Annotated in this window: 12 protein-coding genes; 10 read left to right on the top strand and 2 right to left on the bottom strand. The window is 69.4% G+C overall.

The window, feature by feature from the left end; all coding sequences use genetic code 11:
* Position 1 precedes the first annotated feature (1 nt).
* Genes map through A5750_RS13895 form a run of 6 tightly spaced genes read left to right on the top strand, consistent with a single transcriptional unit; the run spans position 2 to position 4,597 of the window.
* On the top strand, positions 2–805 hold the full coding sequence (map, locus tag A5750_RS13920) for a type I methionyl aminopeptidase (protein ID WP_067263481.1): 804 nt from the start codon (positions 2–4) through the stop codon (positions 803–805).
* Positions 806–849: 44 nt separating this feature from the next.
* Positions 850–1,395: a sigma-70 family RNA polymerase sigma factor gene (locus A5750_RS13915; RefSeq protein WP_082948336.1), complete on the top strand. Its 546-nt coding sequence runs from the start codon at positions 850–852 to the stop codon at positions 1,393–1,395.
* A gap of 40 nt (positions 1,396–1,435) precedes the next feature.
* Positions 1,436–2,164 (top strand): anti-sigma factor, encoded by a 729-nt coding sequence (locus A5750_RS13910; RefSeq protein ID WP_156659135.1) that lies wholly within the window; start codon positions 1,436–1,438, stop codon positions 2,162–2,164.
* Positions 2,165–2,179: 15 nt separating this feature from the next.
* A complete protein-coding gene (locus tag A5750_RS13905) occupies positions 2,180–3,391 on the top strand; it encodes an FAD-dependent monooxygenase (protein ID WP_067263478.1) in 1,212 nt (403 codons plus the stop codon).
* A gap of 17 nt (positions 3,392–3,408) precedes the next feature.
* Complete coding sequence (locus A5750_RS13900; RefSeq protein WP_066945984.1) at positions 3,409–3,984, top strand: DUF4389 domain-containing protein; 576 nt, start codon at positions 3,409–3,411, stop codon at positions 3,982–3,984.
* Complete coding sequence (locus A5750_RS13895; RefSeq protein ID WP_066945799.1) at positions 3,971–4,597, top strand: class I SAM-dependent methyltransferase; 627 nt, start codon at positions 3,971–3,973, stop codon at positions 4,595–4,597. The genes A5750_RS13900 and A5750_RS13895 overlap by 14 nt, the downstream gene beginning before the upstream one ends.
* On the opposite strand, the gene A5750_RS13890 is transcribed toward A5750_RS13895, so the two are convergent.
* Together A5750_RS13890 and A5750_RS13885 are read right to left on the bottom strand one after the other, a co-directional pair.
* Complete coding sequence (locus A5750_RS13890) at positions 4,584–6,983, bottom strand: ABC transporter permease (protein ID WP_231989194.1); 2,400 nt, start codon at positions 6,981–6,983, stop codon at positions 4,584–4,586. The genes A5750_RS13895 and A5750_RS13890 overlap by 14 nt on opposite strands.
* An 89-nt stretch (positions 6,984–7,072) precedes the next feature.
* Positions 7,073–7,768, bottom strand: coding sequence for an ABC transporter ATP-binding protein (locus A5750_RS13885; RefSeq protein ID WP_066945793.1), 696 nt, complete (start codon positions 7,766–7,768; stop codon positions 7,073–7,075).
* A gap of 78 nt (positions 7,769–7,846) precedes the next feature.
* Here A5750_RS13885 and A5750_RS13880 point away from each other — a divergent pair, with 78 nt between their 5' ends.
* The 4 genes from A5750_RS13880 to A5750_RS13865 are packed head-to-tail and all read left to right on the top strand — an operon-like array spanning position 7,847 to position 12,308.
* Entirely contained in the window at positions 7,847–9,589 is a 1,743-nt protein-coding gene (locus A5750_RS13880) for a thiamine pyrophosphate-binding protein (RefSeq protein ID WP_066945978.1), read from the top strand.
* A complete protein-coding gene (locus tag A5750_RS13875) occupies positions 9,570–10,217 on the top strand; it encodes a hypothetical protein (protein WP_066945789.1) in 648 nt (215 codons plus the stop codon). Before A5750_RS13880 ends, A5750_RS13875 begins: the two co-directional genes overlap by 20 nt.
* Before the next feature lie 4 nt (positions 10,218–10,221).
* Positions 10,222–11,241, top strand: a complete 1,020-nt coding sequence (locus A5750_RS13870) for a 3-oxoacyl-ACP synthase III family protein (protein ID WP_066945786.1) — start codon at positions 10,222–10,224, stop codon at positions 11,239–11,241.
* Positions 11,241–12,308 (top strand): histidinol-phosphate transaminase, encoded by a 1,068-nt coding sequence (locus tag A5750_RS13865; RefSeq protein WP_067263527.1) that lies wholly within the window; start codon positions 11,241–11,243, stop codon positions 12,306–12,308. The genes A5750_RS13870 and A5750_RS13865 overlap by 1 nt, the downstream gene beginning before the upstream one ends.
* The last annotated feature ends 2 nt before the right edge of the window (positions 12,309–12,310 follow it).

Below are 12,310 nucleotides of genomic sequence, written 5' to 3'. Positions count from 1 at the left end.
GATGAGCGCGCTGGCGCGACTGCGGAGACACAAAGTCGTGCCGCAGCGCACCGCCGGTGAGCTCGACGCGATGGCGGCGGCGGGGGCGGTGGTCGCGGCCGCGCTGCAGGCGGTGCGGGGGGCCGCGGTGCCCGGGGTGTCGACGCTGGGCCTCGACCAGATCGCCGAGTCGGTGATCCGGGAGGCGGGCGCGATACCGTCGTTCCTCGGCTATCACGGTTACCCCGCGTCGATCTGCGCGTCGGTCAACGAGCGGGTGGTGCATGGGATTCCGTCGGCCGCCGAGATCTTGGCCCCCGGCGACCTGGTGTCCATCGACTGCGGCGCGATCCTGGACGGCTGGCACGGTGACGCCGCGATCACGTTCGGCGTCGGCACCCTCGACGCGGCCGACCAGGCGCTGTGCGACGCCACCAGGGAATCGCTGGAGGCCGGGATCGCGGCGATGATCCCCGGCAACAGGCTGACCGACGTCTCACACGCCATCGAAACGGGCACGCGCGCGGCGGCCGACCGGCACGGGCGCGCGTTCGGGATCGTGGAGGGCTACGGCGGCCACGGCATCGGGCGGCAGATGCACATGGACCCCTTCCTGCCCAACGAGGGCTCACCCGGGCGCGGCCCGCTGCTGGCCCCCGGGTCGGTGCTGGCGATCGAACCGATGCTGACGCTCGGGACGGGCAAGACCGTGGTGCTCGACGACGCGTGGACCGTCACCACCTCCGACGGGTCCCGTGCGGCACACTGGGAGCACACCGTCGCCGTCACCGACGCGGGGCCGCGCATCCTGACCTGCCTTAGTTGAACTAATCACCGCCTCGCCTCGTTTCAGTAGTCGGAGGTGATGGAGTGGCCCGTGTTGCAGGCAATTGGAGGGCGTCCGGGACCGCCGAAGCCGCCCTGATGAAGGCGCTGTACGACGAGCACGCAGCGGTTTTGTGGCGTTACGCGCTCCGGCTCACGGGGGATGCGAGCCAGTCCGAGGACGTCGTGCAGGAGACGTTGCTGCGGGCCTGGCAGCATCCGGAGGTCGTCGGGGACACCGAGCGCTCGGCGCGGGCGTGGCTGTTCACCGTCGCGCGCAACATGATCATCGACGACCGGCGCAGCGCAAGATTCCGCAACGTCGTCGGGTCGACGGACGAGGCGGGGGCGCCCGAACGGTCGACGCCGGACGAGGTGAACGCGGCGCTGGACAAGCTGCTGATCGCCGACGCGATGGCGCAGCTGTCCGCCGAGCACCGGGCCGTGATCGACCGGTCGTACTACCGCGGATGGACCACCGCGCAGATTGCTGCCGACCTCGGGATCGCCGAAGGAACGGTGAAGTCGCGATTACACTACGCCGTGCGGGCGTTGCGACTCACTCTGCAGGAACTTGGAGTTACCCGCTGAGGGGCTCCGAAGCTTGAAGGGTGCTGAGGAAATGGATGAGATGAAGACGCCGCTGCGGGGCATCGGCCCGCCGGACGATCCCTACGTGATGTGGGATGCCGCATACGTGTTGGGTTCGTTGTCGGCCGCGGAGCGACGCGAATTCGAGGCGCACCTGGCGTACTGCCCGGCGTGCCGGGGGGCCGTCGCCGACCTGAGCGGCGTGCCGGCGCTGCTCTCGCAGCTCGGCCCGGACGAGGTGGCGGCGATCAACGACTCCGGTCCGGCCGCCGGATTGTCGGCGACACCGGAGATGTCGCCGGAGCTGTTGACGTCGTTGCTGGCCAAGGTGCACTGGCGCCGGCGCCGCACGCGGATAGTGACCTGGGTGGCCTCGTCGGCCGCGGCGGTGGTGCTGGCGATCGGCGTGTTCGTCGGGGTGCAGGGGTATTCCTCGTCCCCGTCGCAACAGGTGACCGCGTCCTCGGCGCCGATGGCGCAGGTGGGCACCACCCTGCTGGCGTCGACGGTCGAGCTGTCCAGCCAGCACTGGGGAACCGCCATCAACCTGCGGTGCGTGTGCCTGGCCCCGCTCAACGCGCACCACGACACGCTGGCGATGGTCGTGGTGGGTCGCGACGGCAGCCAGACCCGGCTGGCGACCTGGGTGGCCGTACCCGGCCACACCGCGACGCCCGCGGGCAGCATCTCGACGCCGGTCGACCAGATCGCGGCCGTACAGGTGGTGGCCGCCGATAGCGGCCAGGTTCTGTTGCAGCGTTCGCTCTAGGGGTCGGGGGCTGCGGTGTCTGGCCACGAGCGTCCACTGCGGGCGCTGGTGGTGGGCGCCGGTGTCGGCGGGATCGCGGTTGCCCGCGGATTGTCGCGGGACGGGCACGACGTGACCGTCTTCGAGCGTCGGCCGGATGTGCGGGCGGCCGGCGGTGCGGTGACGATCTGGTCCAACGGCGAGACGGTGCTTCGGCAGCTGGGCGTCGACATGGACCGGGCCGGTCAGCTGCTGTCGACCGTGCGGGCCGTGACGGCCACGGGCCATCCGCTTGCCACGCTCGACGTGTCCGCGATGGCGGATCGGCTCGGCGCGCCCGTCCGGATGGTTCCGCGCCGGGTCCTGCTGGAACGGTTGCTGGACGGCTTTCCGGCCGACCGCATTCGATGCGGGGCCCGTGCGATCGCATTGGCCGCTACGGGCGACGCCGTGCGGGTCGAGTTCGACGACGGCAGCTCCGCCCAGGGAGACCTCTTGATCGGCGCCGACGGCCTGCACTCGATGGTCCGGGACAGCGTCGGCGGGCGGCAGGCCAAACCCACCGGCTGGTGCAGTTGGCAGGGGCTCATCGCCCTGGCGGAGCTCTCGGACAAGGACACCGCACTGATGGTCATCGGCGACAACGGAAACCTCGGCCTGTGGCCGGCCGGGGGTTCCGAGGTGCAGTGGTGGTTCGACCTCCCGTGGTCCTACGACTTCGTGCGGCCGCAACGTCCGATCGAAACGATCCGGTCCCACTTCGCCGGATGGTCGGAAGCCGTCGACCGGGTGCTGGCGGCCCTGACCGACGATGATCTGGCGCACTCGCCGTATCCGCATTTCCGGCATCCGATACCCCCGGCGGGCCGGGGCCCGGTGACGTTGCTCGGCGACGCCGCCCACACGATGCCGCCCACCCTGGCGCAGGGGACCAACCAGGCGCTGCTCGACACCATGGTGCTGTGCAAGGCGCTGTCGGGTCTTCAGGGCAGCGCCTCCAAAGGCGACGTGCCGAGCGCACTGCGCTGGTATGAGAAGACCCGCCGGCACAAGGTGATGGCCGTGTCCAGGGCGGCGTCACTGCCGGTCTCGCACGGTGAGTTCGTGCTGCGGCCGGCCGCTTTGATCCCCGACCGGCTGCAGGCCCGCGCACTGACGATGTTTCTGCGCTGGACGAGTCACCCGCGGATGTCCGCGGAGATCAGCCGAGAACTGGGGGCCGCGACGACCAGCCGATCCAGCCCATGAGCGACGAATTCATCAGGGTGCGAGGTGAACTCGATGCGCCCTCACGCTGGCTCTGGCTGGTGAAGTGGTGCGTGCTGGCGTTCCCGCACTACCCGATCTTGATCGGGCTCTACCTACTATATCCGCTGTCGACCGTCGTGGCCGGCGTCGCCATCCTGTTCACCGGGCGGTATCCGCGGCCCATCTTCGACTTCAACGTCGGCGTGCTGCGCTGGTCGTGGCGCGTGATGAATTTCCGGTTCCCGATGAACAGCACGGACAGGTACCCGCCTTTCACGCTCGCGTCGCGGCCCGACTATCCCGGTGATCTGCAGGTCGACTACCCGGAGCGGCTGAGGAACTGGGCCGTGCTGGTGAAGTGGCTGTTGGCCATCCCTCAGGTGCTGCTCTGCTGGTCGATGGAGCCGCTCCTACAGGTGTTGTGCGTGATCGCCGCGGTGTCGTTGTTGTGCACGGGGACCACCCCCGCGGGCATGTTCGATCTTCTGCTGGGCATCGTCCGATGGCGATATCGGGTGGCCGTGTACGTGTCCCTTATGCGTGACGAATACCCGCCGTTCCGAATGGATTTGGGTATCAGTGACGCGCCGTAATCCCTACTTCCCGTACGTGTACAGATTCGGCCAGCCGGTCTTCGACCGGCTCTTTTATCACCGCTATCGCCGCGAGGCGCTCAGCCACGCGACGGGCCGGCTGCTGATGCTGGGCTTGGGTCCGGGCACTGACTTGAGGTTCCTGCCCGCCGCGGTGACGTCGGTCGCGGCCGTGGAGCCGGAGGCGCCGTTCCGGCGGATGGCTTCGCGGCTTGCCCGTCGCCACGGCGTCGCCGTCGACATCGTCGAGGGAACCGGCGAATCGATTCCCTTCCCGGACAACGCCTTCGACTCGGTACACATCGGGCTGGTGCTCTGCTCGGTCGACGACGTGGCCGCCACGCTCGGCGAGATCCGGCGCGTGCTCGCACCCGGGGGCAGGCTGGTGGTCCTCGAGCATGTGCGCGGGGACGGCGCGACCGGGCGGCTCCAGGACCTGGTCGCCAAACCGTGGTCGTGGTTGGCCGCCGGTTGTGAGCCGAACCGACGAACCCTGGAATCCATCGCCGCCGCCGGGTTCGACACGACGGCGCTGCGCACCATCCCGCGCACCCCGGTGCCGTTCCCGTGCAAACCCCATTTGCAGGGGTTCGCCATCCTCACTCCACGCTGACGGCCTCGATGATGTTCAGCCGCGCGGCCCGCCGGGCGGGTGGCAGCGAGCCGAGCAGGCAGATCGCCAGCGCGCCTGCGGTGAAGGCCAGGGACATCGGCCTCAGGCCGAAGCCGACCTGAAAATTCATGATCTCCCCGCTGATGAGGCTGAACAGCCACTGGTCGGTCAGGCCGAACAGCAGCCCCAAAACGCCGCCGACTAAACCGATCCCGGCCGCCTCGGCCAGCACCATCCGCAGGGTGAACCGGCGGCTGGACCCCATGGCCCGCAGCACGCCGATCTCGCGGCGGCGTTCCAGCACCGACAACGTCAGGGTGTTGAGCAGCGCGACGGCGGCCACGGCCACGACGATGACCCACACGGCGTTGGCGATGAACATGCTCTGATGCAGCGGGGCTTCCAGCCCCGCCAGTGCGGCGCGGCCGTCGTACACATGGTTGGGTTCGGGCACCACCCGGCGCACCTCGGTCAACAGGCGTTGCCGGTCTACCCCCGGGGCCGCGGTGATCTGCAGGGTCGTCGCCGCCGGGCGATCGAACCACGCCCGCATGTGCCCGAGATCGATTCCTACCGTTCCGATCACGGTCGAGAAGAAGGGCACCAGGGCGAGCACCGGTGTCTGCCGCGGGCCGTGTGGCGTCTGCAGCTGCAGCCGGTCGCCGGCGCGGACGTGCAGAGTGGCGCCCAGATTCTGCGTGAGGACCACGCCGCGGCCGGCCAGAACGTCGGCGCGCACGCGTTCGTCGACCGCGCGGAACAGCGAATCGTGGCTCCCGTCGGAGAAGCCGTCGAGCAGGACGCGGGTGCCGCCGACGACGGCGAACCCGAGCGCGCCCTCGGTCACCCGCGCCACCCCGGGCACCGCGGCCACCTTTTCCGAAAGGCCTTGCGGCAGCGCGTCGGTGGGATAGCTGTCGGGAGGGTTCGCACTCACCCACACGTCGACGGCGGCGGCGGGAGCGAACATGGCGCGGGCCGAGCGGATCATGTCGGCGTTGGTGCCGGTGATCACCACGGTGGTGACGACCCCGATGAGCACGGTCATCACGGTGGCCCACACCCGCCGCGGCGCGCGTTCGATGGTGGCCGCCGCGAGCGCCCCGAACGGCCCGAAGACGCGGGCCACCGCGGCTGTGACCTTGACGATCGGTGCGGTGAGCGCGAAGCCGAGTGCGATCTCGGCGCTCAGCAGAGCGGCCATCGCGGCGAACGCGAAGGTGCCGTGTTGGCCGAGGACCACCCAGATGGACACCGCGAACACCGCGAGGGCGCCAACCCCGACAACGACCCGCAGCCATCGGGGCACGACGTCCGCCGCCGACGCACCGACCGGCGCCAGCGCCTCGATCGGCGCGACCTTGTACACCTGGCGTGCGGCCATCACCGACGCGACCACGCAGGTGAGCGCCGTGGCCGCGAGGGCCAGCGGGATGGCATAGCCGGGCAGCCAGTACTGGACTCGGGCCTCGAGCCCCTGGGTCATCGCGGGAGGCAGGCGGCCAATTGCCATGCGGCCGGCCAGGATTCCGATGCCCGCTCCGATGGCACCGCCGAGGAGCCCGAGGACAGCCGCCTCCCCGATCATGTCGCCGACGATGGTGACGCGTCGGCCACCGATCGCGCGCAGCATGGAGATGACGGGCCGGCGCTGGGTGATCGCCATGGTCATCGTGGTGTAGATCAGAAACGCGCCGACCACCAACGCGACCGCCGCGCCCAGCAGGGCCATGTAGTTCATCAGCTTGACGCCGTCGCCGGCCCGGGCCGCCCGCAGGCTCGGGGCGGCGACGATGGCGCGGCCGTGCACCGCGGCGGTGACCGCGGCGCGGACGGTGTCCGCGTCGGCGCCCGGTCTGGTGGTGATCAGGATCGAGTCGAGCTGTCCGGGGCGGTCGGTGACGTTCTGCGCCAACGCCAGTGGGGCCAGGACGTAGTGCCCGCCGTTGAGGTCCGCGAACTGCTTGTCCGCGAGCACCTCGCTCACCGTGACCGAACCCGAGCCCAGTTGCAGCGACTGTCCTTTCGCATATCCCATCCGCGGCCCCACCTGGACGCCGTTGGGTGTCGAGGACAGCACCTGCACCGGTCGTGCGACCGCGTCCTTCAGTGCGCCGCCCAGTGCGGCGGCGCTCGCGTCGGTGCCGAGCAGCAACACCGGCCCCGTCGCGGTGGATGCGGAGGTCCGGATCATCGGCGCCGCGGTGGCGACGCCCGGTACCGCGGCGACGTCGGCCAGTATCGTTTCGGGGAACCCGGCGTCGGTGATGCCCGATACCTCGAGCGCGGCCACGCCGGCGATCCCGTCGGCCAGCCGGTTGACCGATCCGGTGATCGAGCCGAAGATGCCGAATATCGCGACCAGATACGTTGCGGAAACGGCCATTACGGCGATCGACGCTAGCGTGCGACGGCGATGCACTGCGAGCTCACGCAGGCTGAACACGCGCAGTCGGCTGGCCGCCGCCGTGATTTTCACGCAGGGACCGCCGGCATGTCCGAACCGACCCGACCGTCCTGCAGGGTGATCACCCGATCGGTCGCCGCGGCGGCCTCAGCGTTGTGGGTCACCATCACCACCAGCCGGCGGTGGCCGTCTTCGTGTGCCACCTCGGCAAGCAGCTGCAGGATCGCGGCGCCGGTCGCGGAGTCGAGGTTGCCGGTGGGCTCGTCGGCGAGGATGAGCGGCGGGTCCATCATCAACGCGCGCGCCACCGCGACGCGCTGCATCTGGCCGCCGGACAGTTCCGCCGGCCGGTGCTCGGTCCGGTTGCCGAGCCCGACGCGGTCCAGCAATCGAATCGCATCAGGTTTGGCCCTGCCCAGCCGGACACCGTCGAGCAGTTTGGGTACCGCGACGTTCTCCCACGCCGACAAGGTCGGCAACAGGTTGAAGAACTGGAAGATGAAACCCACCCGGTGATGGCGGAACTCCGATTGCTGCTCGTCGCCCAGGCGGCCGATCTCCTCGCCGTCGAACGTGATCGAGCCGGAATCGGGAGAGTCGAGCGCGCCGAGCAGGTGAAGCAGCGTGCTCTTACCCGCACCGGAGGGTCCGACCACCGACACGAACTGACCGCCCCCGAGGCGCAGGCTGATCCCGTCGAGCGCCCGGACCGTTTGACCGCCGACCCGATACTCGCGCACCACGTCGCGCAGTTCGATGGTCATCTAGACACCACGAATGCCGGCGGCACGTGGTTCACCGGCGGGGTGAACCGATCAAGTGCCGGGCTCGTGTCTGAAGACATGTTCGGCAAGCACCGGGTGGTCGATCACATCGTCGGGCAACTCGCGTCGCTCGGGATGGACCACGTCTTCGGTGTCGACGGCGCCAACATCGAGGATCTGTACGACGCCGCGCACTTCCGGCCGGAGGTCACCGCCGTCCTGGCCAAGCACGAGTTCTCGGCGGCCACCATGGCCGACGGATACAGCCGCAGCGGCGCCGGACTGGGCGTGGTGGCGGCGACGTCCGGTGGGGGAGCGCTGAACCTCGTCGCCGGCCTGGGCGAGTCGTTCGCGAGCCGGGTTCCGGTGCTGGCCCTGGTTGGCCAGCCCGCGACCACGATGGACGGCCGGGGCAGCTTCCAGGACACCAGCGGCCGCAATGGATCGCTGGATGCCCGGGCACTGTTCTCGGCGGTGTCGGTGTTTTGCGAGCGGCTGGTTTCGCCGGCGGACATCGTCTCGGCATTGCCCAGGGCGATCTGCGCTGCGCGTGCCGGTGGCCCGGCGGTGTTGTTGCTGCCCAAGGATATTCAGCAGGCATTCATCGCCGTCGACGGCGGCCCCGAGCATTTCGGTTTCAGCGCGTCGATCGGCAGCCCGCATCTCATCGCCCGGGAACTGCGCCAGACGACCGGTCAGGTCACGATCATCGCCGGCGAGCAGGTGGCCCGCGACGACGCCCGGGCCGAGCTCGAGGACTTGCGTGCGCTGCTGCGCGCGCGGGTGGCCACCGTCCCCGACGCCAAAGACGTCGCCGGCACACCGGGTTTCGGATCGTCGTCGGCGCTCGGCGTGACCGGCGTCATGGGCCACCCGAGCGTGGCCGAAACGCTTGCCGCGAGCGCCCTGTGCCTCATCGTTGGCACCCGGCTCACGGTGACCGCGCGCGGCGGCCTGGACGACGCGCTGGCGGCGGTGCGAACCGTATCGATCGGGTCGGCGCGGCCTTATTTGCACTGCACGCACGTGCACACCGACGACCTGCGTGGCTCGTTGCGCCTGCTGACCCAGGCGCTGCGCGGTCACGGACGTCCGAACGGCGTGCGGGTGCCCGACCAGGTGCGGCGCACCGAACTGACGCCCAAGGACTGCGACGGGCCGGGGGTGCGGTACCGCGAGGCCATGGCGGTGCTGGACCGTGCCCTGCCCGACGGGGCCGACATCGTCGTCGACGCCGGCAACACCGGCGCGGCCGCGATCCACTACCTGCCGGCGCGGCGCGGCGGCAGGTTCGTCGCCGCGCTCGGGATGGGCGGCATGGGCTACAGCTTCGGGGCCGGGATCGGGATGGCGTTCGGACGGGCGAACGGCGGCCGGCCGGGCGGTCGCACCGTGGTGATCGCCGGGGACGGCGCCTTTTTCATGCACGGGCTGGAGGTGCACACCGCAGTGCAGTACCGGCTTCCCGTGACCTTCGTGTTGTTCAACAACAACGCCCACGCGATGTGCGTGACCCGTGAGCAGCTGTTCTACGGGGACCGCTACAGCTACAACCGCTTCCGGCCCAGCGCGCTGGGAACCGGTCTGGCGGCGATGTTTCCCGGGCTGACATCGGTCGATGTCAGCGACCCCGCCCAACTTGCCGCGGCGCTTCGGGTGGCGCTGGAAATCGAGGGCCCGGCGGTGGTCAGCGTCGAATGCAACGCCGACGAAATCCCGCCGTTCGCTCCATTTCTCACCGCGCTCTCAGGCAGTGCGGCTGTCACAGAACAGGTTCCGACCGCGAAGGAGAACCAGGCCGATGTCGCTGCCAGCGCTTGAGGATATCCCCACTCCCATCGACGGGGTGGTCCGAATCGAAACCAGCCCGCGGGAGAAGGCAACCCCGATCATCATGGACATGATGCGGTCGGTCTACCCGCACGATGAGGTCTTCGGGGAGTACTGCACGGTCAACGATTACGTTGCGTGCCCGCCCGATGAGTTGTACGAGTACCTGGCCGACACCCGCAGCCTCGAGGAGTGGACGTACAGCCTGCGCGGTTTCACGCCGACCGACGAACCCGGCCTGTGGCTGGCCTACGATCGGCTCGGCTCGGAGACCGAGATCTATACCCGGACCATCGCCAACGCGGCGGCGCGGACCGTCGACTACCACTGCGCGTGGGATCAGGGCAAACACCTGTGGATGGTCTATCTGATGCGCGTCGTCGACGCACAGGTGGTCCTGGACAAGCCGGGATCGGTTGTGCTGTGGACGAACTGCCACCACCCGTTCTATGACAACAACCCGTACCCGGAGGCGGCGCCGACGCAGCGGCCGGTGTGGGTGGGCGACTTCTGGGACATGTTCGGCGCCGGCCACGCGCTGGAGCTGCAGAACCTCAAGGCGATCGCCGAATACCGGCACCGCAACGGCCTGCCGGTGACGCCGAAATGGATGAGGTAGCAACATGAGCCAACCGAACGTCAGCCTGATCGACGTCTCCACCTATCTGCCCGGCGAACCGATCGGCGCCGACTACTACGCGCAATTCGCCGAGTCCGACGACCTGCGCGAGCACGTGATGTTCCGCGCCCCGAAGTTTCGCCACCACGTCGGGCCTGACGAGAGTTCGATCGACATGATCGAGTGCGCCGCGCAGGGCCTGATCGAGCGGCACGGCCACGACGTGGTCGAGGGCGCCGACGTGCTCATCACCCACACCCAGGTGCCCGACATGGCCTTCTACGGGCAAGGCGGCGGCATCGCGCACCGCCTGGGCATGCGACCGTCCTGGGTGCTCGACCTCAACAATGGCGGCTGCGCGGCGTTCGTGTTGGCGCTCAACGTGGCTCGCAAACTGCTGTCCTCCGGCAACGGGCACACCGCGCTGATCGCCATCGCCCAAAACGCGGCCGGACAGTTCTTCGATCAGCCGACCATCCGCCGCAAGGCGCAGTCCGCGGTGCCCGGGGACGGTGCGGCCGTGGGTCTGGTCACGCTCAGCGACCAATCACCCATCCTCGACGTCGAGTGCCGCACCTACGGTGAATACGCCGGCGAGATGACGCTGTCCTACGACCCGCCCCGCAAGTGGTGGCAGGCCGGGGCCGGCGAGGGCAGCATCGGCTTCACCGAGAGCAAGATCACCAAGGTGCTGGCCCGCGGCAACCGGCAGGTCCCCGAGGTGGCGCTGGCGGTGTGCGACCGAATAGGCCTGCGCGCCAAGGACATCGATCTGCTCGTCACCAACCAGCCGAACCGGGTTTTCCTGCGCAACTGGCGCGAGGCGCTCGAGTTGCCGCCCGAACGCCATCGAGACACCTTTGACGAGTGTGGCAACCTGTTCGGCGCCGGGATTCCGATCAACCTGGATCGCGCGATCTCCGATGGGCAGGCCGAGGCCGGGGATGTCGTCATGATGGCCGCCTTCGCGCACGCCGGCGACTTCGCCGGTGCGGCTGCGGTGCGCTGGGGTGGGCGAGGGTGATGCAGCCCGCCCCGAGCCCGTTGGCCGGCGACGGCTTCGATGCGTTGCCCGACGCGGTGGATCCGTTTGCGTTGTCGCTCAACGAGAATCCCTTCCCGCCGCTGTCGGCGGTCCGGTCGGCGTTGATGCGGTCCGTCCACGCCGTGAACCGCTACCCCGAGTTTCTGCCCGAGCGGCTGCGCGGTGTGATCGCCGACCACATCGGGGTGCCGGCCGACCGGGTGGTGCCGGGCGCCGGCGCGACGGGTGTCGTGCTGCTGGCCCTGCAGGCGCTGACCGCTCCGGGCGACACGGTGGCGATGGCGACGCCCACCTTCGACGGTTACCCGATCCTCACGCGGATGGCGCGGCTTAAGACACGGACAGTTCCCCTGGATGCGCATGGTCACCACGACCTCGACGGGTTGGCCCGCGCCGCCGCCGATGCCCGGGTGGTCGTCCTGTGCCGGCCGCACAACCCCACCGGAACGCTGGAATCCGCTGCCGCCGTTTCGGCGTTCCTGCGCCGCGTGCCGCGTGACACAGTCGTCCTGCTCGACGAGGCGTACATCGAGTTCACCGCGCCCGAGCACCGCATCGCCGTGTCGGCATTGGTCTCTCGCTTCCCCAATGTGGTGGTGGTGCGGACCTTCTCCAAGGCGTACGGGCTGGCGGGGCTGCGGATCGGTTATGGGGTGGCCTCGAAGGAGCTGGCCTCAAAACTGTGGTCCCATCAGCTGCCGTTCGGCGCCCCGATCACCAGTCTGGTCGCGGTAGCCGCGTCGTACGCAGCGGAAGACCAACTGCTGCAGCGGGTCCGGTTGATCAACGCCGAACGCTGTTATCTGCGGATGCGCCTCAGCGCGCTGGGGATCTACACGACGGACGCGCACGCAAACTTCATGTACCTGCCCGCCAAAAAGGATGGGCGGGGTGCGCGGTGGCATGAGGTCTTTGCCGATGACGGGCTACGGGTGCGGTGCTACCCGGACGGCGGCGCGCGGATCACCGTGGGCAATCGTGCCTCGACACTGGCGGTGCTCTCGGCGCTGGGGAAAGCCCACGCCCGCGCGCCAAGTGCGGTATGAAG

The organism is Mycobacterium sp. 852002-51613_SCH5001154 (genome assembly GCF_001667425.1).
Lineage (GTDB): Bacteria > Actinomycetota > Actinomycetes > Mycobacteriales > Mycobacteriaceae > Mycobacterium.
The sequence above is the reverse complement of the archived record's forward strand: the minus strand, read 5'-3'. Positions and strand labels throughout refer to the sequence as shown.

Bases quoted from the DNA above. Each gene is read 5' to 3' on its own strand.
- map (WP_067263481.1), top strand. From the start codon at position 2: ATGAGCGCGCTGGCGCGACTGCGGAGACACAAAGTCGTGCCGCAGCGC.
- A5750_RS13910 (WP_156659135.1), top strand. From the start codon at position 1,436: ATGAAGACGCCGCTGCGGGGCATCGGCCCGCCGGACGATCCCTACGTG.
- A5750_RS13890 (WP_231989194.1), bottom strand. From the start codon at position 6,983: ATGGCCGTTTCCGCAACGTATCTGGTCGCGATATTCGGCATCTTCGGC.
- A5750_RS13885 (WP_066945793.1), bottom strand. From the start codon at position 7,768: ATGACCATCGAACTGCGCGACGTGGTGCGCGAGTATCGGGTCGGCGGT.
- A5750_RS13880 (WP_066945978.1), top strand. From the start codon at position 7,847: ATGTTCGGCAAGCACCGGGTGGTCGATCACATCGTCGGGCAACTCGCG.
- A5750_RS13875 (WP_066945789.1), top strand. From the start codon at position 9,570: ATGTCGCTGCCAGCGCTTGAGGATATCCCCACTCCCATCGACGGGGTG.
- A5750_RS13870 (WP_066945786.1), top strand. From the start codon at position 10,222: ATGAGCCAACCGAACGTCAGCCTGATCGACGTCTCCACCTATCTGCCC.
- A5750_RS13865 (WP_067263527.1), top strand. From the start codon at position 11,241: ATGCAGCCCGCCCCGAGCCCGTTGGCCGGCGACGGCTTCGATGCGTTG.